Source organism: Mesorhizobium dulcispinae (genome assembly GCF_033977345.1).
Taxonomy (GTDB): domain Bacteria; phylum Pseudomonadota; class Alphaproteobacteria; order Rhizobiales; family Rhizobiaceae; genus Mesorhizobium; species Mesorhizobium dulcispinae.
In genome coordinates this window covers 364,848-387,486 of the sequence record NZ_JAVIIY010000002.1, presented here as the reverse complement: position 1 = coordinate 387,486, position 22,639 = coordinate 364,848, and the positions used below count along the sequence as shown (strand labels likewise).

Below are 22,639 nucleotides of genomic sequence, written 5' to 3'. Positions count from 1 at the left end.
TTTGCGAAAACGACATGCATAAAAAGAAAGATTTAAAGCGCGTCGCCTGAATCCGTTTCAGCGCGACGCGCTTTAGGGCATTCCGAAACTTTCCGGCGGGTGGCGACCGGCAGGGAGAGAGACCTTGGCAAATCCGGAAAAGGCAGGTGCCCGCACGCTTGCCGGAAAATGCTTCTGCGGCACGGTCCGCTACGAGGTGGCCGATGAATTCGCCTACGCGGCGAATTGCCATTGCTCGAACTGCCGTCGCACTACGGGGTCGGCCTTCAAGCCCTTTGCGGGCATCGAGCGCGACAAGTTTCGCCTCACCGCGGGAGACGACAGCTTGCTGATCTATGGCGATGCCTTCGGCCATGACGCGCATTGCGGGCAATGCGGCTCGCTGCTCTATTCATTGGTGCGGGAGGGTGCCTACGTCCACGTTGCCATGGGGACGTTGATGGACGATCCGAGCATTCGCCCAAATGCACACATCTTCGTCGGTTCCAAGGCGCCATGGTTCACGATTACGGACGACCTGCCGCAATATCGTGAACATGTCACCGGCTGACGGCCGGAACTTCCGTCGGCAGAATTTCGTTCTTAGGCACCCTGGTCGCAGGCTTGTCGTTTAATTCTCATTAAGCAAGTCGGCGCACCCTTTTCTGTGGCCGATGCTGAACCCCGGTGCGATCCGAAGGGCGCGCCCACTTCTTGCGCCGGCCAAGGAATCAGCCCAGCATTCGGACTGGGGGATAGAAGCATGTATGGCCGGACGCGGCACATCTGCGACTGACGATCCGGCCACTGGGAAGACACGTTCCGGGAACGGGCAAGCGAAAAAACGCTTGATGCTCGAAAGGAACGCTTCGATGTCTGCTGCCAAGTCAAGATCGGCCCAAGCCGTTCGCCCGGCCGGCCGACTCCTGTTTTCCCTGTTGGCCACTGTCGGGATGGTGATGCTGACCGCGACCGCCGTCGCGCACGACGCCAAACCCACGGCGGCGCTGCCGCAAGGCTGGAGCTATCCGTTTGCCTGCTGCGCTAATTATGATTGCCGCACGGCTCATACGGGCGAGGTTCTGGAGAAACCCGAGGGCTATGTCATCGCCGACACCGGTGAGGTCGTTCCCATGACCGACAAGCGTGTCAAGGACAGCCCGGACGGTGAATTCCACTGGTGCGCGCATCAGGCGGGTCTCGATGCTGGCAAGACAATTTGCCTGTTCGTACCTCCGCGCTCTTATTAGGCGCCGACCGCCGCTGGACGGGTAGCGCTCGAAAGCACGCGGGGCCTCGACCGCGGCGATCAACGTGCCGAGCCTTGCTGACAGACGGTTGTCAGGACCACTTCTTTATGTTGCCTTGCTGCTGGAGAAGTTCCGCAGGGGTTGCTCTGGAACTTGCGCGGGCGGGCGGCGGACAACGGAGAGGTGACGTCCATGACCATCAAGGGAAGCTGCCACTGCAAGGCTACGACTTTCGAAGTGTCCGAGGCGCCGCGGACGGTGACGCAGTGCACGTGCTCATTCTGCTCCAAGCGCGGGTCGCTCTGGGCTTATTACGTCCCGTCGCAATTCAAGCTCACCAGCCCGCCTGAAAACGTCTCCTTCTATCGCTGGGGCTCGAAAACCATCAAGCATGGCTTTTGCGCCACTTGCGGCTGCGGCACGTTCACCGAAACCCCGGACTGGTCGACGGGTCAGCCCGACTTCGACAACCCGAAGATCAGCGTCAACTCCCGCCTGTTCGACGATTTCGACCTCGACAAGGTCGAAGTGGTGGTGATCGACGGCAAGAACCTCTGGTAGCAATGCTTTGCCGTTCCGCTTTTTGCCGCAATTCATGGTACAACGCGTGCGGAAGGGCTGATTTGGCGCGGCTGCAATGGCCGCGATTTGGAGAGGGACCATCTTATGAAGAAGACCGTGCTCGTCGTCGTGGCGACGGCTGTGCTCGTGAGCGCCTGCACCACCACCGATCCGTATACCGGCGACCAGAAGATCTCCAACACCGCGGCCGGCGCCGGCCTTGGTGCTTTGGCGGGTGCCAGCCTTGGTCTGCTGGCCGGCGGCAATGACCGCCGCAACGCGCTGATCGGCGCGGGCATCGGCGCGCTCGCCGGCGGCGCGATCGGCGCGACGATGGACCAGAACGAAGCGGAACTGCGCCGCCAGCTGCAGGGCACCGGCGTCAGCGTCACCCGCAGCGGCGACCAGATCATCCTCAACATGCCGTCCGACATCACTTTCAACGTCGACCAGGACGCGGTGAAGCCGGGCTTCTACCCGGTGCTGAATTCGGTGGCGCTGGTGTTGAACAAGTTCCGCCAGACCACGGTCGACGTCTTCGGCCACACCGACTCGACCGGCGGCGACGAGCACAATTTCGACCTGTCGCAGCGCCGCGCGCTGGCCGTCGCCAACTACCTCTCCGGCCAGGGCGTCGATTCCCGCCGCTTCGCCGTCACCGGCTTCGGCAAGACGCGCCCGATCGCGTCCAACGCGACCGCCCAGGGCCGCGCCCAGAACCGGCGCGTCGAGATCCAGCTTTCGCCGCTCACCTGAGCAAAACACGCTTTCAGCGAAGCAACAAGCAAAACGGCTCCGGAAGGGGCCGTTTCTATTGGCGCGACCTCGAATCGACGCATGTCGCGCAAAAGTGCGCAGCGGTTTGGGGAGACGACGTGCATCGAAATGAAGACTTAAAGCGCGTCGCCTGAATCCATTTCCTGTGCGGCGCGCTTTAGGTCAAAAGTCTTAGGTCATTAGCTTGCTCTAATTGATACTTTTCCAGAACCTTGGAAAGGACTAGCATCGACGCTGTTCCAGAGGGGATGAGGCGGTAACCGGCCGCGCAATCGACATTTTTCCGCCTCGGTCTTGCACGGCCAGAATAGAAGTCTGGGAGGAATGCATGACAAGAACGGCTCGCCTTGGGCGCTGCGGCGTCCTCGTTTTGACTGGCCTCTTGGGCGCGTGGCTTGGCGCCGCCACGGCTCAGGCCGAGGAGGCCAACAAAGCCGACATCGAAGCCTTGAAAAAATCGCTGGCCAAATATGAGGACTATCAGGCCGCCATCCGCGACCTCTATCTGTCGACTGAAGGCTGCGTCTACTTCTCTGGCGAGAAGATACCCGGCACGATGGACTATCCGAAGGGCGCCATGGGCGTCCATTTCGTCAACGTCCCAAGTGTCGGCAAGAAGCTCGACCCGATGAAACCCAACGTCCTCATCTACGAGCCGACCAAGAAAGGCTTGAAACTGGTCGGGGTGGAATGGCTGGTGCCGCTGACGCCGGACGTCAAGGAAGTCCCTACGCTATTTGGCCAGAAATTCATGGGGCCGATGGAGGGGCACTATCCGCTGATCCCGAAGGAGTTCGTGCATTACGATCTTCACGCCTGGCTGTTCAGGGACAACCCGAACGGCATGTTCAGTCCGACGAACCCGAAGGTGACGTGTAACAAGGCCGAGTTTCCGATGCTAGAGAAACCGACCAAGATGATGCCGGGACCGATGTAAGCGGCAGCGGGACAAATCCGGGAAAAGTGCTTGGCTGAATCCTTCAAGCGAAGCGATAGCAAAGAAACGGCCCCGTTCGGGGCCGTCTTCGCTTCTGCCGACGCTGTGTGAAGGTCAGACTTTTGCGACGATCCGCATGAAGGCGGGCACGTCGTCGCCAAAGCCGACTGTCGCGTCGTCTTCCTCCTGGCGATGGCGGCGGTCGCGGTGAGGACGGGTATCCCCGCGCTGCTCGTTGCGGTTGGCGGAACCCTTGTTGCGGTCGTTCTCGGAGCAGATCGCGTCCTTGCGGGCGCGGCGCTCGGCGATGTCGGCAACCTCGGCGACCGGCTGTTCTTCGCGCGGCGTCTCCGGCGCCTCGTCATGCCTTGCGTGGCGGTCCGCACCTTTCTTGCGCTCGCCCCGGCCCTTGCGGTCCTCGTCCTTGCGGCCGGCGCGGCGTGGCGCGCCACGGCCACGGCGGGGTGCATCCTCGCCTTCGCTCTCAGTGACGGTCGACAGGTCGCCGTCATGCCATTCGATCTTGGCGCCGATCAGCTTTTCGATGGCGTCGACATACTTCGTGTCGGCACGCGTCGCGATGGTGAAGGATTTTCCGGAGCGGCCGGCCCGGCCGGTGCGGCCGATGCGATGGACGTAATCCTCGGCGTGGATCGGCACGTCGTAGTTGAAGACATGGCTGACGTCCGGAATGTCGAGGCCGCGGGCGGCGACGTCGGAGGCGACGAGGTAGCGCAGCTTGCCGTCGCGGAAATTGGCGAGCATCTGCATGCGGGCGCGCTGGTCCATGTCGCCGTGCAGGGCGCCGGCATCGAAATCATGCTTCAGCAACGAGCGGAAAAGCTCCGATACTTCGACCTTGCGGTTGCAGAAGATGATGGCGTTCTTCAGCCCATCGCTCTCGGCGTTCATCAGGTTGCGCAGCGTCTCGCGCTTTTCCCACGGCTTCGAGCCTGACTTCACCAGGCGTTGCGTGATGCTGGTCGCGGTGGAGGCGGCCCTGGAGACCTCGACGCGCACAGGCGCGTGCAGGAATTTCTCGGTGAGCTTGGTGATTTCCGGCGGCATGGTCGCCGAGAAGAACAGCGTCTGGCGCGTGAACGGGATCATCTCGCAGATACGCTCGATATCGGGGATGAAACCCATGTCGAGCATGCGGTCGGCCTCGTCGATGACGAGGATCTCGACGCCGTTGAGTAACAGCTTGCCGCGCTCGCGGTGGTCGAGCAGTCGGCCGGGCGTGGCGATCAGCACATCTGCGCCGCGCTCCAGCTTCTTGTCCTGCTCCTCGAAGGAGACGCCGCCGATCAGCAGCGCGATGTTGAGCTTGTGGTTCTTGCCGTATTTGACGAAGTTCTCTTCGACCTGCGCGGCGAGCTCGCGTGTCGGCTCGAGGATCAGCGTGCGCGGCATGCGGGCACGTGCACGGCCCTTTTCCAGCCGGGTCAGCATCGGCAGCACGAAGGAAGCGGTCTTGCCGGTGCCTGTCTGGGCAATGCCCAGCACATCCTTGCCGAGCAGCGCATGCGGAATGGCGCCGGACTGGATCGGGGTCGGCTTGGTGTAGCCGGCATCGGTGACTGCGGAGAGGACCTTCGGCGAGAGGCCGAGGTCTGTGAACGTCAACGCTTCTTGAGCGGTCTGGGTGTCTGCGGACAAGTGATGGCTGTCTTCGGCTGGTTCGGGAAAATCGCAACACACGTTGCGGCAAGCGCTGCGCGCCTGCAAGATCGCGGTTGCAGTTAGGCGCAAGTCCGCGATTTGTCAACAGAAACGGCCGCAAATCCGGCAATTGTGAAGACTAACCTTAATCGCGACGCTTAATCGGGGCTATTGTCTTGCGCCGGCTCAATAGCGGAATTGCTCGGCAAGAATACGCTCGTTCCATGAATGGTTGGGGTCGAACAGCAGCGTCGCGGTCGCGGTCGGCGATTCCCGCACCGTGACCGAGGCAATCGCCTTGACCTCGGTGTGATCGGCGGCGGCGTTCACCGGGCGCTTTTCCGACTCCAATATGTCGAAGCGCACGGTCGCTTTGTTGGAGAGCAGCGCGCCGCGCCAGCGCCGGGGCCGGAAGGGGCTCACCGGCGTCAGCGCCAAAAGCGGCGCGTCGAGCGGAAGGATCGGCCCGTGCGCCGACAGATTGTAGGCTGTCGAACCGGCGGGCGTTGCGATCATCACGCCGTCGCAGTTCAGCTCCTCCAGCCGCACCTGCTCGTCGACGGTGATGCGGATTTTGGCCGTCTGATAGGACTGGCGCCAAAGCGCCACTTCGTTGATCGCGAGCGCCGAGATCGTTTCGCCCTCGTGCGTCACCGCCTGCATCTCCAGCGGGCGGATCGTCTCGGATACCGCTCTCGAAATACGCTCCTCGAGGCCGCCGGCGCGATATTCGTTCATCAGGAAGCCGATGGTGCCACGGTTCATCCCGTAGACCTTCTTGCCCGTGCTCATCGTGTCGCGCAGCGTCTGCAGCAGGAAACCATCGCCACCGAGCGCGATGACGATCTCCGCCTCGGCAACAGGTATTTGCCCATAGCGCGCCGACAAGGTCTCCAACGCCGCGCGGGCGTCGTCGGTGTCGGAAGAGACGAAGGCGAAACGGCTGGTTTCTTTGCTCATGGATCCCGAACGGCGACCGCGACCGCCTGCTGGCCGCGGGCGACGGCGTAGCATGCGCCGTCCGCATCTGCAAAGGGCGGCATGCCGGACGGTGCAGACAGGGGGGTGCGCTCGCGCTTCATGACAGGCATGCAACGAATGTGATGACCGCCATGGTTAAGACGGAGCTTAAACACTCGTAAAGCCGGATCGGTCATGTTAGCCCGCAGTGGATGGGTTGGCGGGGGCTAGCCAGTCGAGAGACCTGTCTATTGCCGGTAACACGCCTGATCATAGTCTTCCTGATGATGGGAAGTTTCGCCCTCATGTTCGCCGAACTGGTGCGTCATTCGGAAGAGATGAGCCAGCGGCCGCAGCCGGCGGCCTCCCGCTGCGGCGACGCCGCCGGAATGCCCTGTCCGCAAAGGGCGCTCTAAGCCACAATCACGTTTGTCTGTGATCGTTCAGCGGCTCGGCGCCAGGTGGCATCCGGCCTTGCGCTTGTGCGCCAGATACTCGTCGATGAGCTGGCGATAGCGCACCTTGCCGAAGCTTGGGAAATGGCCGCCATGCACGACCGAGACATCGATGTCGCGCATGGCAAGCAACGTTTTCACATAATCGTCGATGTCGGAGTGGTAGACGTCGTCGATCAGCGGCCCGTCATAGACGATGTCGCCGGACAAGAGGATGCCAGTCTTCTTCTCGTAGAGCGCGATGCCGCCGGGCGAATGTCCAGGCGTGTGGATGACTTCGAAGGCACGATCGCCGAGATCGACCACGTCGCCATGCTCGAGCAGCCGGTCGGCAGGCGCGGGCAGGACGCGGTAGCTGGCCATATCCCAACCCTCAGGCATGCCGTCGAACATATCGTCTGTCGCATAGCGGTCGGCGACCGTCCATTCGTTGCGCGGATCGGCGAGGATTTCGGCCTCGGCGGAATGCACGCAGCGATCCGGAAATTCGTGGTGGCAGCCGATGTGGTCGAAATGCGTGTGGCTGGCGACGCAGACCAGTTTGCGCTCGGTGACCAACGGCACGTGGCGCCGCAGGCTGAAATGACCGAGGCCGGTATCGAACAAAAGATCGCGGTCGCGGCCGCGCACGTGCCAGATGCTGCAGCGGAAGAACGGCTTTATCCATGGCTCATGGATGAACGTGACGTCCTCGCCCATGCGGATGGTCTCGTACCAGTCCGGAGCCTCGATGACCGGAAGCATGCTCATATTCAGTCCGCCAGCAGGATGATGTCGCCAGCGTTGCATGAAACCATGATCGTGTCGCCTGCCTGGACGATCGCCGAAGCGGGAGCCTTGGCGATGAACTGCAGCGCAGGATCTTGCGTCGAGGCGGCCAGCACGCGCTTGAAGCTGCCCTGGAACACCACGTCGCCGACTTTGGCGGTGCCCAGCGCGACGTCGCCCTTCGCTTCGCCAAGGACGAGGTGCTCGGGCCGGATGGCGAGCGTGAGAGACGCACCAGCCGGCGACGTACCGAGCAGCGAGATCGGTCCGAGTTCCGTCGTAACCGTGACGCGCCCGTCCCGGGAATCGCCGACCTTGCCGGCAAGGATGGTGCTTTCGCCCATGAAGGTGGCGGAGAAGCGGGTCTTCGGCCGCGCATAGACCCGTTCGGGCGGTCCTTCGTCCTCGATGCAGCCGTCATTCATCACCACGCAATGGTCGGCCAGCGCCATCGCTTCTTCCTGGTCGTGGGTGACATGGACGAAGGCGGTGCCGACGCGCTTCTGGATTGCCTTCAGCTCGTCCTGCATCTGCCGGCGCAATTTGAGATCGAGCGCGCCGAGCGGCTCGTCGAGCAAAAGCACCGCCGGCTCGATGACCAGCGCGCGGGCGAGCGCCACGCGCTGTCGCTGGCCTCCGGAGAGCTGATGCGGCTTCTTGTCGAACGCGGCCGCCAGCCCGACGAGGGCAAGCGCCTCGTGCGCCTTCGCCGCCCGCCTCGCGCCGTCGACGCCCTGCATGCGCAGGCCGAAGCCGACATTGCTGCCGACACTCATATGGGGGAACAGCGCATAGTCCTGGAACACCGTCGTCGTCGGGCGCTTGGCCGGCGGCAGGGAGGTGCAGTCTTCGCCGCGGATGAACACCTTGCCTTCGCTGGGCGTGACGAAGCCGCCGAGGATCGAAAGCAGCGTCGTCTTGCCGGAGCCGGACGGCCCGAGCAGGATCGTGTAGCTGCCGGGCTCGATCGCGAGCGAGACATTCTTCAGCACCGGAAGCTGGCCGAAGCGATGCGAGACGTTGCGGATGTCGACGAGGGGCGCGCTCATGCCGGCCTTCTCCGCAGCAGGGTCAATTCGAAAAACACCACCAAGACGATGGAGACGGCAAAGACCAGCGAGCCGACGGCATTGGTCTTGGGATTGAGGCCGGAACGCAAGAGGTTCCAGATCTCGACGGGGAGCGTCGTCTCGAAACGCGTGAGCAGGAAGGAGATGACGAACTCGTCCCAGGAGAAGGTCATCGACAGGAACAAGCCGGCAAATATCGCCGGCGCCATCACCGGCACGGTGATCATCAGCAGCACCTTCCACTCAGGCGCACCGAGGTCGCGGGCGGCGCGCTCGATGTTGATCTGGTGGTCGCCCATCTGGCTGTAGATGATGGCGAAGCAGAGCGGCAGGTTGATCACCACATGGCCGATGCCGGCGGCAAGCAGTGACTTCGGCACGCCGGCCCAGTTGAACAGCACCAGCAGGCCCATGCCGATGATCAGGTAGCTGACGGTGAGCGGAAGCGTGATCAGCCCGCGCAGCAGCGCCGAGCCCGGCAGCACGAAGCGCGCGAACCCCCAGGCCGAGAGGAAGCCGAGCGTGACGGAAGCGAGCGAGGACAACACCGCTACAAGCAGCGAATTGGCCAGCGCCGAGGTGAGCCGCGTGTCGGACAGAACGGCCTGGTACCACCGCAGCGACGGGCCGGTGAAGGGCGGGATCGGGAAGGAGGTCGCCTGCAGCGAGAACAGCACCAGCACGACCACCGGCAGGAAGATGAAGCCGTAGACGGCGATGGCGTAGAGCCAGGCGGCGATGCGGACGATGGCGAGCATGGTCAGGCCCGCTCGATCTTCAGCCAGCGCGCGCAGGCGAGATAGGCGATGGTGACGACGGCCATCAGGATGATCGACAGCGCGGAAGCCAGCGGGAAATCGCCGCGCCGGCCGATCTGCATCATCACCAACTGCGGCATGACCAGCTCGTTGTTGCCGCCGAGGATCTGCGGCGTGATGTAGTCGCCGATGCAGAGCACGAAGGTGAGGAAGGCGCCGACCATGATGCCGGGCAGGGTGAGCGGCAGCACGACATGCAGGAAGGTGCGCACCGGTCCGGCGCCGAGATCGGCGGCGGCCTTGCGGTAGCTCGGGCTGAGCTGCTTGAGATTGGCGAAGATCGTCAGCGTCAAGAGCATGACGAAGAAGTGCACGAAGCCGGTCACGGTGGCGAAACGCGTATTGGCGAGCTGCAGCGGCTCGGCGGTCAGGCCGATGCCGGTCAGCGCGCGGTTGATGACGCCGTTCTGCGCCAGAACCAGCAGCCAGGAATAGGAGCGCACGACGTAGGACGTCCAGAACGGCAGCACGGCCAGCATCAGCGCCAACCGCTGCCAGCGGTCCGGGACCATCTCGGCCAGGATCCAGGCGAAGGGGTAGGCGAGCAGGATCGAGATGACGGTGACGATCGCCGTCACCTCCAGCGAGTTCACCATTGCCCGCCAGTAGGAGGGATCGGTGAAGAACTGGCTGTAATTGGCGAGGGTGAACCCACCGCCTTCATGCGCCGTGAGGCTCGACAGCCCCATGGCGATGAAGGGCAGCACGAAGAAGAGCAGCGTCCATGCCAGCGCCGGCGTGACCAGCGACCAGGGCAGGGCACGCGAGTTGCTTTCGGAAACGCTCATCGGCCGACTACTGCGCCTGCAGCATTTCGGTCCACATGTCTTGCATCTTCTTGTCGAGATCGGCGTTCGGCGCCGGATAGGCCTGGGCGCGGGCGAGGAAGCCGGGCTGCTCGTCGAAGCGCAGGATCTTCTTCTGCTCGTCGCTCAGCGCAGCGGTCTTGTTCGCCGGCATGCCCCAATAGCAGGAGGAGGTGGCAAGGCGCGCCTGGCCTTCCGGGCTCATGATGTACTGGATGAACTTCAGCGCCATGTCCTTGTTCTTGGAATCCTTGAACATGGCGAGCGACTGCGACCACAGTACAGCACCCTCTTTCGGGATCGAGAAGTCGAGCGCCGGGTTCTCCTTGGCAAGCCCCGCCGTCACCCATTCGCCGCCGCCGACGAGGACGTCCACCTCGCCGGTGGCCAAGGCGGTCTGGCTGGCGGTGACTTCGCCGACCAGCTTGGCGTTGGCCTTCATCTTGAGCAGTTCGGCCTTGAGGGCGGGAAGGTCGGCCTCGGTGAGATCGGCGGTCTTCTTGCCGATGGCCAAGGCGGCCATGCCGATGACCGGCAGGTAGTAGTCGTAGATCGCGATCTTGCCCTTGTATTTATCGCTGGTGAGCGAGGTCAGCGACTGCATGTCGGCCGGATCGACCTTGGTCTTGTTGAAGCCGATCGTGTTGTAGCCGAACTTTTCGGTGATGCCGTAGCGCTTGCCGTCGACGATGGTCGACTTGTCCATCTTCACTTCCGGGAAGAGGTCGGCGAAGGGCAGTTTGTCCTCCGGCAGCGGCTCGAACAGGCCCTTCTCGACGCCGCGCGGCACGTCGATGGAATCGATCACCATCACATCCCAGTCGCCCGGCTGCGACTGGTCAACGATGGCGAGCCCTGCGCCGGTGCCCTCGAATTCTTTGACGTTGACCTTGACGTTGTTGGCTTCCTCGAAGGGCTGCAGCAGCGTCGGGTCGGAATGATCGCACCAGATCAGCGCGTTGAGATCAGCGGCTTGAGCGCCGCCGGCTGCTAGCAGCAGCGCCGCGGCGGCGCAGGCGGCTCCGAGACGGGACTTCAGGGTGGAAAGCGGATTCCGGGCATTGACGGTCATCGAGTGTTCTCCCTGCCTTGCTGGCTTGTTGGGAGAAAAGTTGAACCAATTCTAAAATTGAGTCAATTATGATTTTGTGGCAAAGAGGCCGATATGAGCGGATTGCGCGAAAGACAAAAGGCGGACCGGCACCGCCGCATCATCGATGCGGCCACCTCGCTGTTCCGCGAGGCCGGCTATGAGGGCGCCAAGATCGAGGCGATCGCCGCGCAGGCGGAAGTGTCGATCGGCACCATCTACAACTACTACCAGAACAAGGGCGACATCCTCGGCGCCATCGTCTCCATGGAAGTCAACGAGGTGCTGAATGCCGGGCGAGGGGTGGTCGCCAGCCCGCCGGCCAATGTCGGCGATGCGCTGGACACACTGATCGGCATCTATATCGAGCACTCGCTGAATTACCTGAGCAAGGAGATGTGGCGGCAGGCGATGGCGATCTCGACGCAACTGCCAGACAGCCCTTTCGGCATGGCCTATACCGCGCTCGACCGCGCGCTCACCGAACAAATAAGCGCCCTGATCGCGCGGTTACAGGAGATCGGCCTCGTGCGCGCCGACACCGACGGGCCGGCGGTCGGCGAGCTCATCTTCAACAACATGAACATGATGTTCATCGAGTTCGTGAAGCGCGACGAGGCGATGATACCGGAGCTGCGCGCGGCGATACGAAGGCAGAACCGCGTGCTGGTGGCGGCGATCGGGGTGTGAGGCGATACAGGGCGCGGGGAAGAATGGCTCACCGCAGCCGCAGCGTCCTTAACGGTTGATCAGCCATAGGATTGCCGACAGCACGACACTGATCAGTATTCCCGTGGTGATAGGAACGTAGAGCCTGAAGTTCTCACGCTCGATCACGATATCGCCTGGCAGCCTGCCAAGACCGGTCCGGGTCACCCAGGGCCACAACAGGCCTACGGCAACTATGCTGAGACCAACGACGATCAGCGTTCGCGACATGGCAGCATCCTGCCGGAAATAGCATCTGCCCGAAATATAGTGGCAATGGGCCTTGCAGGCAGTGCTCCCACCTTCGTGGCGTGATGCCTACCTCTATTGGAGCAGACGAGGAGACGATCGAAAGTCCGCCTCGGGGGCTACAATGCCGCTCGGGTTTCGCGGTCACCCGAGACGGAGGAGATTATGAAATACCTGGTCAATTGGAATGAGCGGCCACAGGGATCGGCGATCGAATACGAGAATGCCCAAAAGCGCATCCTGAAAATCTTCCAGCACTGGGAAATACCCAGCGAAGTCAAGGTGCATGCCTTCGTGGCGCGAGTGGGCCAATGGGGCGGAAGCATGCTACTCGAGGCAGATGACCCGCTGGTAGTCCACAAAATGTGTTCGACCTTCCCGGCGTTCCAGTTCGACGTCCATCAGGTCATCGACGTTCCGGACGCGGTCCGCGTCGAGATGGAGGCTATCAAATGGCGGGATGAACTTCCTTCGTAAGCAGCCGCCGACGATGCCGCATATTCGACGCGTCGCGCAATCTACGGCCGAACGGTTTGTCGCGCGGGACATTAGCGTCGAACGAGCGATCAGTATGACGCCCTGCGGTTCGCAACTCTGCCGGCCGAGCCGCGCGGTCCATTAGCAACCTTAAACAGAGTTTTGTCTTTACTGGCGCATCAGATGTGCTACCGGAGCGCCGTGCCCTTGTAGCTCAGCTGGTAGAGCAGCGGTTTTGTAAACCGAAGGTCGCGGGTTCGATCCCTGCCGGGGGCACCAGTCCTGTACATGCTGAAAAGCGGCGCGACGCTTCCTACATCTTTGTCGGTGCAATCGCATCGAACGGGGTGCCGCATGATCAGATTTGTCATCATCCTGCCGCTCATCGTCGTGACCTGGCTGCTCCTGGTGAAGGCCGTCAGCGATCTGAAGAAGGCCAATATCGACTGGACCGGCGTCACCACCATCATCGGCTTCATCGCGCTGGCTTTCTGGCTGAGGCACATCACTGGGATGGGGTGAGGGCAGCGAACAGGGAATAGCGAGTAGCGAACAGGGAAGCTCGATTCCCCGGGTTGCGGATTTTGATATTTCGCGGATCCCTATTGGCTACTCGCTATTCGCTTAGCGCTAGAACCTTCTTCCGCGCCGCGCGGACTGATCTCCAGAGGCGAATGCCGCCTCAGTCGAAGGACCCAGACGAGCCGTTTGCCGGCTGCTCGAAAAAAATCTGAAAAAGCCTTCGAACCTTTTTCTTGGCCGCGACGACAGACGGTCAAGAGGCGGATGGATCGCCTCGGTCACGAAACCAAGGAGATCATCATGTTCAAGCGCACGCTCGTTTCGACCCTCATCGCCACCACCGTCGCTGCCGGCACGCTGGCAGGCACCGTTCAGCCTTCGGCCGCCTCCGACCACCATCACCGCCGCGAGCTCGGCATCGGCATCGCCGCCGGCGTCGGCGGCTTCGTCCTCGGCAGCCTGCTCGCCCAGCAGCAGCCGCGCACGGTCTATGTCGAAGACGGCTACGACGGTTCTTGGCATGTCCGCCGCTGCATGGCCCGCTATTCCAGCTACGATCCGGGCTCGGACACCTATATCGGCTACGACGGCTATCCGCACTATTGCCGCCTCTAAAGGCGACCGTCTCAGCAACCGGAAGAGGGGCCTCGCGGCCCCTTTCTCGTCGATCGCTATGGAGTCCTAGGCTCGATCGGCAGTCCGGCGCTGCGGCTGGCGTCGGCAACGACAACTCCGCCATTCTGCGTCTCGTCGCCCATCGCGACCAGTTCGAAGCTGCTTCCTGCATCGGGGTAAATCTTGGCAAGGAAGGGCTTGTCGGCGTCAGTGGCGTCGGAAGCCTTCCTTGGAGTAACGTAGCCGCAGACCACGATCTCCTGGCGGCCGTTCAGCGTCCGCTCGCCAGCCAGCATCGTCCCGAATTTGGCGGCCGCTGGATCCTGCAGGCGCTGGCGGACGCCGGTGGTGATGATCTCCTCCAGGGCAAGTGAGATCGGAATGGGCGAGACAGGAATGGAATTGACGCGCTGGCTGCCGGCATCCGGTCGGGGTGCCGCCGCCACGCATCCGCAAAGTGAAGCGGCGAGCAAGAGTAGAACCGTTTTCCGCATCCGTGCCCTTTCGCATGCATTCGAACGCCGCGGCAAGACGGCCAGCCTGATGCAGCCACCGGTGTACAGCGATTTTGCGAACGTTTAGTCTGGTCCTCGACGGTCAACTGGGGGAGGGAGCCTTGGACAATCCGGATCCGAAGGAAGACCTGATCGAGCCGGTTTTTCGCAACGGCACGGTCACCGCCGTCGGCATTCTGCTGGCGTTTTCGCTGGGCTTCATCACCCACTGGGCTGCCAACCCGATCCCGTGGCAAACCTATCATCTGCTCGCGGTGGTACCGATCCTCGTCGGCATCGCGCTGCAAATGCGCGCGCTGGCCATGCTGCTCGACGTGAAGTCGCTGCAGCGGCCGATCTATGCGCGCGCCAACCGCATCTTCATCACCGGACTCGTGTTCACGGCAAGCGGTGTCGGGCTGGCGATCCTGCTCGATTTCTTCGACATTGCGGCCAAGAGCGCCCTGCCGGGCGCATGATCCCGAAGATTGGCCTCGATTTTTGCTTCGCTGACCTCCGGCTCGGAAAGGATCATGCGCAAATAGGAACGTTCGTAGTCAGTAGGCTTTCACGCCGCCGATCATCTTGGTCACCTCGGCCGCGGCATCGCGCACCAGCGGGCCGATCTCGGCCAGCCGCTCAGGCGTGACCCGCACCGTCGGACCGGAGACCGAAACACCGCCGATCGGCTCGCCGAACTCGTTGAAGATAGCGGCAGCCACGCAGCGCATGCCGGGATGGCGTTCCTCATCGTCGACCGACCAGCCGCGATGCTTGATGGTCGCGAGGTCATGGGCGAGCGCCGAAATGTCGGACAGCGTCCTGTCGGTGTAGCGCTGCAGGCCCGCCTTGCGCAGGATGGCGGCGACCCGCTCCGGCTCGAGATGCGCGAGCACCGCCTTACCGATTCCGGAAGCGTGGAAGGAGCTGCGCGTGCCCGGCCGGAAGAAGGCGCGGATCGCCTGATGCGTTTCGACCTGGCTGACGAAGACCACGCAATCATCCTCGGCGACGCCGAGATTAGCGGTCTCGCCGGTCTTTTCCATCAGTTCCTGCATGACGATACGGGCACGGTCGACCAGTTTGCGGCGGCGCAGGAAGGCCGCGCCCATGCGGTAGGTCTCGACGCCGATCGACCACAACTGGTCGGTCGTATCGAACTCGACCATGCCGTGGTTTTCCAGCGTCGTCAGCATGCGGTAGGCGGTGGAGGCGGCAATGCCACTGCGCGCCGCAATCTCGCTCAACGACAGGCCGCTGCCTTCCGCCACAATCGCCAGGATGCGTAGCGCCCGGTCGAGCGATTGCACCGAGGCCGCTTCAGACGGGCCGTTGAAGGCGCGCGGCCGCCCGCGCTGGCGTTTTTCCGTGGTTTCCATGCGCACATTCTGGCCGATTTCCGGCCGGGCGCAATGAAAAAGTTTTTCACTGGTCTCCGAAAGGGATTTTCTGGAAAACAAAAAGTCGAGTAGAATCAGTGCATAAGAGCCATTTTCTAGAAATGAAAAAACATTCTGAAAAAATTGAAAAATCGGAGGCGCGCTGGCATTCTCAAGCCAACCAACGAAGTGGAGGCTGGACATGGCCAGGATGCGCGCTGTCGACGCTGCGGTTCTCATTCTTGAAAAGGAGGGCATCACCAATGCCTTCGGCGTGCCGGGCGCGGCGATCAACCCGCTCTATTCGGCGCTGAAGGCAAGGGGCACCATCCGCCACGTTCTCGCCCGTCATGTCGAGGGCGCCTCGCACATGGCCGAAGGTTTTACCCGCGCCAAGGCCGGCAATATCGGGCTCTGCATCGGCACCTCCGGGCCTGCCGGCACCGACATGATCACCGGCCTTTATTCGGCCTCGGCGGATTCCATCCCGATCCTCTGCATCACCGGGCAGGCACCGCGCGCCCGTCTCAACAAGGAGGATTTCCAAGCCGTCGATATCGCCGCGATCGCCGCACCTGTCGCCAAATGGGCGGTCACGGTCATGGAGCCTTACCTCGTGCCGATGGCGCTGCAGAAGGCGTTCCACCTGATGCGCTCCTCGCGGCCTGGACCGGTTTTGATCGACCTGCCGGTCGATGTGCAACTCGCCGAAATCGAGTTCGACATCGACGCCTATGAGCCGCTTTCGGTGTTCAAGCCGGCGATGACGCGCGCCCAGGCCGAAAAGGCGCTTTCGATGCTCAACCAGGCGGAAAAGCCGCTGATCGTCGCCGGCGGCGGCATCATCAACGCCGATGCCTCCGATCTGTTGATCGAGTTCGCCGAGGTCACCGGTGTGCCGGTCATCCCGACGCTGATGGGCTGGGGCGCGATCCCCGACGACCACCGACTGATGGCTGGGATGTGCGGCCTGCAGACCTCGCACCGCTACGGCAACGCGACGATGCTTGAAGCCGACTTTGTCTTCGGCATCGGCAACCGCTGGGCCAACCGCCACACCGGTTCAGTCGACGTCTACACCAAGGGAAAAAAGTTCATCCATGTCGACATCGAGCCCACCCAGATCGGCCGCGTCTTCGCGCCGGACCTCGGCATCGTCTCGGATGCCGGCGCTGCGCTGAAGATTTTGCTCGACGTCGCCACCGAATGGCGCACGGCCGGCAAGCTGCGCGACTGGTCGGGCTGGGCCAAGGAATGCCAGCAGCGCAAGAAGACGATGAAGCGCAAGACGCATTTCGAACAGGTGCCGTTGAAGCCGCAGCGCGTCTATGAGGAGATGAACAAGGCCTTCGCTCGCGACACCACCTATGTCACCACGATTGGCCTGTCGCAGATCGCCGGCGCGCAGTTCCTGCATGTCTACAAGCCGCGCAACTGGATCAATTGCGGCCAGGCCGGCCCGCTCGGCTGGACGCTGCCTGCGGCACTCGGCGTGCGCGCCGCGGATCCCGATCGTGCCATCGTCGCGCTCTCCGGCGACTACGACTTCCAGTTCATGATCGAGGAACTGGCGGTCGGCGCGCAGCACAAGCTGCCCTACATCCATGTCGTCGTGAACAACGCCTATCTCGGCCTGATCCGCCAGTCGCAGCGCGGCTTCTCGATGGACTACGAGGTGAGCCTTGCCTTCGAGAACGTCAACCGGGCAAACGATCCCGAAGCCGGCTACGGCGTCGACCATGTCGCGGTTGCCGAGGCGATGGGCTGCAAGGCGGTCCGCGTGCGCAAGCCGGAAGAGTTCGCCGGCGCTTTCAAGGAAGCGCAGCGGCTGATGAAGGAGCACCAGGTTCCGGTCGTTCTCGAATTTATCCTCGAGCGCGTCACCAACATTTCCATGGGCACGGAAATCGACAAGATCACCGAATTCGAGGAGCTTGCCGAACGCAACGAGGATGCTCCGACGGCCATCATGATGCTGGACTAGGGCATAGCGGAAAGAAGGAGAAAAGAATGCCGCGTTTTTCAGCCAATCTCTCGATGCTCTTCGGCGAGCACGAATTCCTCGACCGTTTCGATGCCGCTGCCCGCGCTGGCTTCAAGGGCGTGGAATATATCGGCCCCTACGACCATGCGCCCGACGTCGTCGCCGCTCGGCTCAAGAAGAACGGCCTGACACAGGTTCTTTTCAACCTGCCGGCGGGCGACTGGGCGAAGGGCGAACGCGGCATCGCCGTGCTGCCCGACCGGGTGCCGGAATTCCGCCAGGGCGTCGCCAAAGCGATCTCTTACGCGCATGCGCTGGGCTGCGAGCAGATCAACTGCCTTGCCGGCATCGCGCCGCAAGGCGCCGATCGCGCCGTACTCGAGAACGTCTTTGCCGAAAACCTTGCTTTCGCGGCCGAGAAGCTGGAGCAGGCCGGCATCAAATTGCTGATCGAGCCGATCAACACCCGCGACATCCCCGGCTTCTTCCTGAACCACACCGACCAGGCGCTGGCGCTGATCGACCGCATCGGCTCGAAAAACGTGTTCCTGCAATACGACATCTATCACATGCAGATCATGGAGGGGGATCTCGCCCGCACCATCGAGGCAAACCTCGGCCGCATCGCGCATATCCAGCTTGCGGACAATCCCGGCCGTCACGAGCCGGGGACGGGCGAGATCAACTATCCCTTCCTCTACGAGCACATCGACCGGCTCGGCTATCCCGGCTGGATCGGCGCCGAATACAAGCCGAAGGCCGGCACGGAGGCAGGGCTTGGCTGGTTGCGGCAATTCGCCGGGCAGGGAAGCGCGGCGGCTTAAGAGCCAAGGCCCCCTCATCCGGCCGCTGCGCGGCCACCTTCTCCCCGAGGGGAGAAGAGATCGTCAACGCTGGCGCCTACCTCTTCTCCCCGCCGGGAGAAGGTGGCCCGAAGGGCCGGATGAGGGGGCGCCTCAGAATTCGGAGAACACCAATGGAAACCATCGGCTTCATCGGATTGGGCATCATGGGCGCGCCGATGGCGGGGCATCTGCTCGACGCCGGCTATGCGGTCGTTACCAGCGACCATCGCTCGAAGCCGCCGTCAGACCTCGTCGCCAAAGGGCTGAAGATCGTCACCGGCCACAACGCCGTGGCCAAGACAGCCGACATCATCATCACCATGGTGCCGGACACACCTCAGGTCGCCGATGTGCTGTTCGGCGAGAACGGCGTTGCTTCAGGTCTCTCGAAAGGCAAGCTCGTCATCGATATGAGTTCGATCTCGCCGATCGCCACCAAGGAATTCGCCAAAAAAATCAACGATCTCGGCTGCGATTATCTCGACGCGCCGGTGTCGGGCGGCGAGGTCGGCGCCAAGGCGGCTTCGCTCACCATCATGGTCGGTGGCGAGGAAAAGGCCTTCGAGCGCGCCAAGCCCGTGTTCGAAAAAATGGGCAAGAACATCACTTTGGTCGGCCCGAACGGCGTCGGCCAGACGACCAAGGTCGCCAACCAGATCGTTGTAGCGCTCACCATCGAAGCGGTCGGCGAAGCTCTGGTCTTTGCATCGAAGGCCGGCGCCGATCCGGCGAAGGTCAGGCAGGCGCTGATGGGCGGACTTGCCGCTTCCCGCATCCTCGAAGTGCATGGCGAGCGCATGATCAAGCGCACCTTCGCGCCGGGCTTCCGCATCGAGCTGCATCAGAAGGACCTGAACCTGGCGCTGGAAGGCGCGAAATCGCTCGGCGTTGCGCTGCCAAACACCTCGACAACGCAGCAGCTGTTCAACTCCTGCGCCGCCAATGGCGGTGCGAAGGAAGACCACTCGGCGCTGGTCAGGGCGCTGGAGCGGATGGCGGGACACGAAGTGGCCTAGTAGCGAATAGCGAATAGGGAGTAGCGAATAGGGGTTGCATGCCCGAAGGCATCGTGTCCCGAATATTCGCTATTCGCTATTCGCTATTCGCTATTCGCTATTCGCTATTCGCTATTCGCTATTCGCTATTCGCCAGGAATTTCCTCGCCGCATAAAGGCTCACCGCCGCCGCGTTCGACACGTTGAGCGATCTGATCGCTCCGGGCATGTCGAGGCGGGCGAGCGCGGTCACTGTCTCACGCGTCTTCTGGCGCAGGCCCTTGCCTTCGGCGCCCAGCACCAGGGCGATCCTGTCGCCGGCGAATGTTTTCTCCAGTTCGGCCGGTCCCTCGGAATCGAGCCCGATCGTCCGGAAACCGGCCTCGTGCAATTGGCCGAGCGCATCGGCGAGGTTCTTCACCTCGATCTGGTCGATATGCTCCAGCGCGCCGGAAGCGGATTTCGCCAGCACGCCCGATTCCTGCGGGCTGTGGCGGGCCGTGGTGATCAACGCACCGGCGCCGAAGGCGACGGCCGAACGCAGGATCGCGCCGACATTGTGCGGGTCGGTGATCTGGTCGAGCACCAGCACCAGCCTCGTGTCGCCAAGCGCATCCAAACGCTTGGGCTTCAGCGGCTCGGCCTCGATCATTACGCCCTGATGCACGGCATCCGATCCGGTGATCCTGTCGATATCCTTCGGCTCGACCAGCTCGGCCTTGAAGGGCAGGGCGGCAAGATCGCCGATCGCCAGACGCTCGGCGGCGTTTCGCGTCACCAGCATCTTTCTGATCTTGCGCCGCGGATTGTCGAGCGCCGCCCGCACCGTATGCAGGCCATAGAGCCGCACCAGCCCATCGGTGGGGCCTTCGCCCGGCGGCACCGGCTGGCGCGGCCGGAATGCCGGCGCGCCGCCGGCCTTCTGGTCGCGATGCGCGCGCCTCAGCTTGGCGTAGTGGGTATCTTTCGGAGTGCCCGGTTTGTTGCTTTTGCTGTCGCTCATGCCGGCCTCTATAGCCGTCCCGTCCGGCTAAGGATATGGGCTGCCACGACGAATACCGAACATCCTCGAAAAACCCTGGTCACGCCGGTTGACACCCACCGGCCTTGCCGCCATAAGGCGCATCGCTGATTTCGGAGAAGATCCTTACTCGGGCTCCGGATCGGCGCGAATGCCTCGTTGCATGGCTCCGGCGGCAGACTGGAGAGGTGCCCGAGTGGTTAAAGGGGACGGACTGTAAATCCGTTGGCTTAGCCTACGTTGGTTCGAATCCAACCCTCTCCACCACTGCCGGCCCGGAAGCCCTGAAACGAAAAGCACCGGAAGTGTGCCGCTGTTTTCCGATGCTGTCGCAGGCGGGTATAGCTCAGTGGTAGAGCAGCAGCCTTCCAAGCTGAATATGCGGGTTCGATTCCCGCTACCCGCTCCAGATTTCCATCCGCATCGCCGTTCGCACGAAAACGCCACGCGCCTTGGCGCGCAGCGTATTCAAAAGTGCCATAACGCTTGCGGTCGCCCGAGGCGAAGGCGAGTCCATGCCGGATCGCAGCCGCTGGCATCGAGCAATGTCTTCGTCGAGGTTGCTCTTCCTGGGGCCGGCCCGGCAAGGGGAAGGCCGACCGCCCCAGGAGAGGTCGGGTCACGGCTTCGGGCGGTAGCGCAGGTGGGTGACGTACGGCGACTGGACCGCCCCCAACTGCTCCAGCTCGATGTGCTTTGCGCCGAGGTGCTCGAAAAGGCGCGTGCCGGAACCGAGCATCACGGGCGCGATCTGCACCCGGATCTCGTCGATGAGCCCGGCCTTGAGGAAGTGCTGGGACACCTCGGCGCCCATCAGCCGCACTACCTTGTCCCCGGCCGCGGCGACGGCCTGCGCGTAGGCGTCCTTCACGCCGGTGACGAACGTGAACGTGCCGCTCTTCTCGACCCGCGGCTCCAGCGGGGCGTGGGTGAGCACGAAGCACGGGGTCGCGAATGGCGTGTCGTTCCACACCCCGTAGCCGACGTCGAAAGTGCGTCGGCCCAGCACCACCGCGCCCGTTGCCTCGTGGCTGTCGCCCTCGGCTTCGGCGTCGATCGGGCTGGACGAGCTGTTGAACAGCCACTCGTGCAGCCGCAGGCCGCCCTCACCCATCGGGTGCGCGACGCTGACGTTGGGGCCGGCCATGAAACCGTCCAGCGACATGGTGGCTTCAATGAGCACTTGTGTCATCGGCAATCTTCCTCGCAGGGCCGACGCGCTTCAGCGCGTCTGATGGGAACTAGCCAGCTATAGTCGCGGTAATCCTGAAATTCGCCATGTCGTGAGTTTTGGGATTACTGAGACATTCGCTGAATTGCGCTGGTCGGAGGAAATTTAGTCTACCACCGCGCCGCCGGTGAGATTGATGACGGCCCCGGTCATTGACGCCGCATGCGCTGAGGCAGCGAATACGGCGGCATTCGCCACCTGATCAAGAGTGGGAAGCTGCCTCAGCAACGTTCCTGCCGCTGCTCCCTCCATCAATTCCTCGAGGCTGATGCCTGCGCTTCGGGCGACAGGCCCGAACACATCGCGGGAGTGAGAGCCCATGGTCGCAGCCTCTGGAATTGCGTGCGACCGTATGCACACGACCCGGATCCCGGCCGGAGCGAGTTCCGCGGCCAGCAGCCGTGTCATGCCCTCCGTGGCGGCACAGGAAACTCCGTAGCCGAGAAATCCTGTGCCGGGCATTCGAGCACCCGGTGTCGATGGCATCATGATAACGCCCGAGCCCCGAGACGCCATGTGCGGCGTCACGGCTCGGGCAGTGATGAAGTATGCCGTCGCGTACGCCGTGATCGGATGAAGGAAGTCTGCCGCCGACAAATCGGTGAGAAGGACGCCCTGCACATGATTTATGCCAAGTCCGTTGAACGCGATGTCAATCCCGCCCGCCTTGGCAGCAACCCGCGCTGAATGCAGTGCGACCTCCCTCTCGTTGAGGGCGTCGATTACAGAAACCTCGGCGCGACCGCCTACGCTACGAATGTCATCTGCGACCGCATCCAGCTTTTCCTTTGTTCGGCCAGCGAGGAAAAGTTCGGCTCCCTCTTTGGCAAAAGCGCGGGCAACAGCCCCGCCTATTGCGCCGCCGCCGCCGTAGACGATCGCCACCTTGTTTTGCAGCATCATTGTTCACCTCGAAAACCGATTGCACTTTGCAATTGGTTTCCTGTACTGTCAGTGATGCGAAAATGCAATCGATTTCGAGGTGA

Annotated in this window: 26 protein-coding genes and 3 tRNA genes; 16 read left to right on the top strand and 13 right to left on the bottom strand. The window is 62.7% G+C overall.

Translation table 11 applies throughout. The features are described 5' to 3' along the window. Positions 1 to 124: 124 nt before the first annotated feature. The 5 genes from RFN30_RS06615 to RFN30_RS06595 all read left to right on the top strand — a co-directional run bounded on the left by RFN30_RS06615 (position 125) and on the right by RFN30_RS06595 (position 3,504). Positions 125 to 550, top strand: coding sequence for a GFA family protein (locus RFN30_RS06615; RefSeq protein ID WP_320261302.1), 426 nt, complete (start codon positions 125 to 127; stop codon positions 548 to 550). Positions 551 to 851: 301 nt separating this feature from the next. Continuing rightward, positions 852 to 1,229, top strand: a complete 378-nt coding sequence (locus tag RFN30_RS06610) for a hypothetical protein (RefSeq protein ID WP_320261301.1) — start codon at positions 852 to 854, stop codon at positions 1,227 to 1,229. Between the two features lie 192 nt (positions 1,230 to 1,421). After that, positions 1,422 to 1,790, top strand: coding sequence for a GFA family protein (locus RFN30_RS06605; protein WP_320261300.1), 369 nt, complete (start codon positions 1,422 to 1,424; stop codon positions 1,788 to 1,790). Between the two features lie 105 nt (positions 1,791 to 1,895). Next, positions 1,896 to 2,546 carry a YiaD family glycine zipper/OmpA-like lipoprotein gene (locus RFN30_RS06600; RefSeq protein WP_126094149.1) on the top strand — a complete coding sequence of 217 codons (651 nt, stop codon included), beginning with the start codon at positions 1,896 to 1,898 and terminating at the stop codon, positions 2,544 to 2,546. A gap of 349 nt (positions 2,547 to 2,895) precedes the next feature. Then, on the top strand, positions 2,896 to 3,504 hold the full coding sequence (locus tag RFN30_RS06595; RefSeq protein ID WP_320261299.1) for a hypothetical protein: 609 nt from the start codon (positions 2,896 to 2,898) through the stop codon (positions 3,502 to 3,504). Between the two features lie 114 nt (positions 3,505 to 3,618). Here RFN30_RS06595 and RFN30_RS06590 read toward each other — a convergent pair whose 3' ends face one another. The 7 genes from RFN30_RS06590 to RFN30_RS06560 form a co-directional block, all read right to left on the bottom strand. Beyond that, positions 3,619 to 5,163, bottom strand: a complete 1,545-nt coding sequence (locus RFN30_RS06590; protein ID WP_320261298.1) for a DEAD/DEAH box helicase — start codon at positions 5,161 to 5,163, stop codon at positions 3,619 to 3,621. A gap of 189 nt (positions 5,164 to 5,352) precedes the next feature. Further along, on the bottom strand, positions 5,353 to 6,126 hold the full coding sequence (locus RFN30_RS06585; protein ID WP_320261297.1) for an NAD kinase: 774 nt from the start codon (positions 6,124 to 6,126) through the stop codon (positions 5,353 to 5,355). A 443-nt stretch (positions 6,127 to 6,569) separates the two neighbouring features. Next, a complete protein-coding gene (locus RFN30_RS06580; protein WP_320261296.1) occupies positions 6,570 to 7,331 on the bottom strand; it encodes an MBL fold metallo-hydrolase in 762 nt (253 codons plus the stop codon). Positions 7,332 to 7,333: 2 nt separating this feature from the next. After that, a complete protein-coding gene (locus RFN30_RS06575; RefSeq protein WP_320261295.1) occupies positions 7,334 to 8,398 on the bottom strand; it encodes an ABC transporter ATP-binding protein in 1,065 nt (354 codons plus the stop codon). Next, entirely contained in the window at positions 8,395 to 9,177 is a 783-nt protein-coding gene (locus RFN30_RS06570) for an ABC transporter permease (RefSeq protein ID WP_320261294.1), read from the bottom strand. The genes RFN30_RS06575 and RFN30_RS06570 overlap by 4 nt, the downstream gene beginning before the upstream one ends. A gap of 2 nt (positions 9,178 to 9,179) precedes the next feature. Next, the gene (locus tag RFN30_RS06565) at positions 9,180 to 10,025 is read right to left on the bottom strand and encodes an ABC transporter permease (protein WP_320261293.1); all 846 of its coding nucleotides are present in this window, start codon (positions 10,023 to 10,025) and stop codon (positions 9,180 to 9,182) included. A gap of 7 nt (positions 10,026 to 10,032) precedes the next feature. Further along, a complete protein-coding gene (locus RFN30_RS06560; protein WP_320261292.1) occupies positions 10,033 to 11,115 on the bottom strand; it encodes a polyamine ABC transporter substrate-binding protein in 1,083 nt (360 codons plus the stop codon). Positions 11,116 to 11,208: 93 nt separating this feature from the next. Here RFN30_RS06560 and RFN30_RS06555 point away from each other — a divergent pair, with 93 nt between their 5' ends. Then, positions 11,209 to 11,823, top strand: a complete 615-nt coding sequence (locus RFN30_RS06555) for a TetR/AcrR family transcriptional regulator (protein WP_320261291.1) — start codon at positions 11,209 to 11,211, stop codon at positions 11,821 to 11,823. A 48-nt stretch (positions 11,824 to 11,871) separates the two neighbouring features. Here the strand turns inward: RFN30_RS06555 and RFN30_RS06550 are convergent, their stop codons facing one another. Next, positions 11,872 to 12,072: a DUF2905 domain-containing protein gene (locus tag RFN30_RS06550; protein WP_320261290.1), complete on the bottom strand. Its 201-nt coding sequence runs from the start codon at positions 12,070 to 12,072 to the stop codon at positions 11,872 to 11,874. 183 nt (positions 12,073 to 12,255) lie between these two features. On the opposite strand from RFN30_RS06550, the gene RFN30_RS06545 reads away from it, so the two are divergent. The 4 genes from RFN30_RS06545 (at position 12,256) to RFN30_RS06530 (ending at position 13,704) form a co-directional block, all read left to right on the top strand. Next, positions 12,256 to 12,567: a DUF3303 domain-containing protein gene (locus tag RFN30_RS06545; RefSeq protein WP_320261289.1), complete on the top strand. Its 312-nt coding sequence runs from the start codon at positions 12,256 to 12,258 to the stop codon at positions 12,565 to 12,567. A 203-nt stretch (positions 12,568 to 12,770) separates the two neighbouring features. Continuing rightward, positions 12,771 to 12,846: transfer RNA gene (locus tag RFN30_RS06540), tRNA-Thr, on the top strand. Positions 12,847 to 12,921: 75 nt separating this feature from the next. Next, positions 12,922 to 13,089 (top strand): hypothetical protein, encoded by a 168-nt coding sequence (locus RFN30_RS06535; RefSeq protein ID WP_320261288.1) that lies wholly within the window; start codon positions 12,922 to 12,924, stop codon positions 13,087 to 13,089. Positions 13,090 to 13,389: 300 nt separating this feature from the next. Continuing rightward, positions 13,390 to 13,704 (top strand): BA14K family protein, encoded by a 315-nt coding sequence (locus RFN30_RS06530; protein WP_320261287.1) that lies wholly within the window; start codon positions 13,390 to 13,392, stop codon positions 13,702 to 13,704. A 56-nt stretch (positions 13,705 to 13,760) separates the two neighbouring features. Here the strand turns inward: RFN30_RS06530 and RFN30_RS06525 are convergent, their stop codons facing one another. Beyond that, positions 13,761 to 14,198 (bottom strand): hypothetical protein, encoded by a 438-nt coding sequence (locus RFN30_RS06525; protein WP_320261286.1) that lies wholly within the window; start codon positions 14,196 to 14,198, stop codon positions 13,761 to 13,763. 122 nt (positions 14,199 to 14,320) lie between these two features. Here RFN30_RS06525 and RFN30_RS06520 point away from each other — a divergent pair, with 122 nt between their 5' ends. Then, positions 14,321 to 14,677, top strand: a complete 357-nt coding sequence (locus RFN30_RS06520; protein ID WP_320261285.1) for a hypothetical protein — start codon at positions 14,321 to 14,323, stop codon at positions 14,675 to 14,677. 78 nt (positions 14,678 to 14,755) lie between these two features. Here RFN30_RS06520 and bhcR read toward each other — a convergent pair whose 3' ends face one another. Continuing rightward, on the bottom strand, positions 14,756 to 15,577 hold the full coding sequence (gene bhcR / locus RFN30_RS06515) for an HTH-type transcriptional regulator BhcR (protein ID WP_320261284.1): 822 nt from the start codon (positions 15,575 to 15,577) through the stop codon (positions 14,756 to 14,758). Positions 15,578 to 15,779: 202 nt separating this feature from the next. On the opposite strand from bhcR, the gene gcl reads away from it, so the two are divergent. The 3 genes from gcl to RFN30_RS06500 all read left to right on the top strand — a co-directional run bounded on the left by gcl (position 15,780) and on the right by RFN30_RS06500 (position 19,422). Continuing rightward, positions 15,780 to 17,561: a glyoxylate carboligase gene (gene gcl, locus RFN30_RS06510; RefSeq protein ID WP_320261283.1), complete on the top strand. Its 1,782-nt coding sequence runs from the start codon at positions 15,780 to 15,782 to the stop codon at positions 17,559 to 17,561. Between the two features lie 26 nt (positions 17,562 to 17,587). Then, a complete protein-coding gene (hyi, locus tag RFN30_RS06505; protein WP_320261282.1) occupies positions 17,588 to 18,385 on the top strand; it encodes a hydroxypyruvate isomerase in 798 nt (265 codons plus the stop codon). A gap of 152 nt (positions 18,386 to 18,537) precedes the next feature. Beyond that, positions 18,538 to 19,422, top strand: coding sequence for a 2-hydroxy-3-oxopropionate reductase (locus RFN30_RS06500; RefSeq protein ID WP_320261281.1), 885 nt, complete (start codon positions 18,538 to 18,540; stop codon positions 19,420 to 19,422). Positions 19,423 to 19,540: 118 nt separating this feature from the next. Here the strand turns inward: RFN30_RS06500 and RFN30_RS06495 are convergent, their stop codons facing one another. Further along, on the bottom strand, positions 19,541 to 20,404 hold the full coding sequence (locus tag RFN30_RS06495) for a TrmH family RNA methyltransferase (protein WP_320261280.1): 864 nt from the start codon (positions 20,402 to 20,404) through the stop codon (positions 19,541 to 19,543). A 200-nt stretch (positions 20,405 to 20,604) separates the two neighbouring features. On the opposite strand from RFN30_RS06495, the gene RFN30_RS06490 reads away from it, so the two are divergent. Both RFN30_RS06490 and RFN30_RS06485 read left to right on the top strand, forming a co-directional pair. Next, positions 20,605 to 20,689: transfer RNA gene (locus tag RFN30_RS06490), tRNA-Tyr, on the top strand. A 68-nt stretch (positions 20,690 to 20,757) separates the two neighbouring features. Then, positions 20,758 to 20,831: transfer RNA gene (locus RFN30_RS06485), tRNA-Gly, on the top strand. Positions 20,832 to 21,041: 210 nt separating this feature from the next. Here RFN30_RS06485 and RFN30_RS06480 read toward each other — a convergent pair. Both RFN30_RS06480 and RFN30_RS06475 read right to left on the bottom strand, forming a co-directional pair. Then, entirely contained in the window at positions 21,042 to 21,614 is a 573-nt protein-coding gene (locus RFN30_RS06480) for a dihydrofolate reductase family protein (RefSeq protein WP_320261279.1), read from the bottom strand. 144 nt (positions 21,615 to 21,758) lie between these two features. Continuing rightward, on the bottom strand, positions 21,759 to 22,556 hold the full coding sequence (locus RFN30_RS06475) for an SDR family NAD(P)-dependent oxidoreductase (protein WP_320261278.1): 798 nt from the start codon (positions 22,554 to 22,556) through the stop codon (positions 21,759 to 21,761). Positions 22,557 to 22,639 lie beyond the last annotated feature (83 nt).

What these genes read in the sequence shown, in the direction of transcription:
- RFN30_RS06535 (WP_320261288.1), top strand. Translation starts at nt 12,922, where the DNA reads ATGATCAGATTTGTCATCATCCTGCCGCTCATCGTCGTGACCTGGCTG.
- RFN30_RS06565 (WP_320261293.1), bottom strand. Translation starts at nt 10,025, where the DNA reads ATGAGCGTTTCCGAAAGCAACTCGCGTGCCCTGCCCTGGTCGCTGGTC.
- RFN30_RS06570 (WP_320261294.1), bottom strand. Translation starts at nt 9,177, where the DNA reads ATGCTCGCCATCGTCCGCATCGCCGCCTGGCTCTACGCCATCGCCGTC.
- RFN30_RS06585 (WP_320261297.1), bottom strand. Translation starts at nt 6,126, where the DNA reads ATGAGCAAAGAAACCAGCCGTTTCGCCTTCGTCTCTTCCGACACCGAC.
- RFN30_RS06600 (WP_126094149.1), top strand. Translation starts at nt 1,896, where the DNA reads ATGAAGAAGACCGTGCTCGTCGTCGTGGCGACGGCTGTGCTCGTGAGC.
- RFN30_RS06530 (WP_320261287.1), top strand. Translation starts at nt 13,390, where the DNA reads ATGTTCAAGCGCACGCTCGTTTCGACCCTCATCGCCACCACCGTCGCT.
- RFN30_RS06580 (WP_320261296.1), bottom strand. Translation starts at nt 7,331, where the DNA reads ATGAGCATGCTTCCGGTCATCGAGGCTCCGGACTGGTACGAGACCATC.
- RFN30_RS06575 (WP_320261295.1), bottom strand. Translation starts at nt 8,398, where the DNA reads ATGAGCGCGCCCCTCGTCGACATCCGCAACGTCTCGCATCGCTTCGGC.
- RFN30_RS06560 (WP_320261292.1), bottom strand. Translation starts at nt 11,115, where the DNA reads ATGACCGTCAATGCCCGGAATCCGCTTTCCACCCTGAAGTCCCGTCTC.
- RFN30_RS06500 (WP_320261281.1), top strand. Translation starts at nt 18,538, where the DNA reads ATGGAAACCATCGGCTTCATCGGATTGGGCATCATGGGCGCGCCGATG.
- RFN30_RS06480 (WP_320261279.1), bottom strand. Translation starts at nt 21,614, where the DNA reads ATGACACAAGTGCTCATTGAAGCCACCATGTCGCTGGACGGTTTCATG.
- RFN30_RS06610 (WP_320261301.1), top strand. Translation starts at nt 852, where the DNA reads ATGTCTGCTGCCAAGTCAAGATCGGCCCAAGCCGTTCGCCCGGCCGGC.
- RFN30_RS06475 (WP_320261278.1), bottom strand. Translation starts at nt 22,556, where the DNA reads ATGATGCTGCAAAACAAGGTGGCGATCGTCTACGGCGGCGGCGGCGCA.
- hyi (WP_320261282.1), top strand. Translation starts at nt 17,588, where the DNA reads ATGCCGCGTTTTTCAGCCAATCTCTCGATGCTCTTCGGCGAGCACGAA.
- RFN30_RS06495 (WP_320261280.1), bottom strand. Translation starts at nt 20,404, where the DNA reads ATGAGCGACAGCAAAAGCAACAAACCGGGCACTCCGAAAGATACCCAC.
- RFN30_RS06525 (WP_320261286.1), bottom strand. Translation starts at nt 14,198, where the DNA reads ATGCGGAAAACGGTTCTACTCTTGCTCGCCGCTTCACTTTGCGGATGC.
- RFN30_RS06550 (WP_320261290.1), bottom strand. Translation starts at nt 12,072, where the DNA reads ATGTCGCGAACGCTGATCGTCGTTGGTCTCAGCATAGTTGCCGTAGGC.
- bhcR (WP_320261284.1), bottom strand. Translation starts at nt 15,577, where the DNA reads ATGGAAACCACGGAAAAACGCCAGCGCGGGCGGCCGCGCGCCTTCAAC.
- RFN30_RS06555 (WP_320261291.1), top strand. Translation starts at nt 11,209, where the DNA reads ATGAGCGGATTGCGCGAAAGACAAAAGGCGGACCGGCACCGCCGCATC.
- RFN30_RS06605 (WP_320261300.1), top strand. Translation starts at nt 1,422, where the DNA reads ATGACCATCAAGGGAAGCTGCCACTGCAAGGCTACGACTTTCGAAGTG.
- RFN30_RS06595 (WP_320261299.1), top strand. Translation starts at nt 2,896, where the DNA reads ATGACAAGAACGGCTCGCCTTGGGCGCTGCGGCGTCCTCGTTTTGACT.
- gcl (WP_320261283.1), top strand. Translation starts at nt 15,780, where the DNA reads ATGGCCAGGATGCGCGCTGTCGACGCTGCGGTTCTCATTCTTGAAAAG.
- RFN30_RS06545 (WP_320261289.1), top strand. Translation starts at nt 12,256, where the DNA reads ATGAAATACCTGGTCAATTGGAATGAGCGGCCACAGGGATCGGCGATC.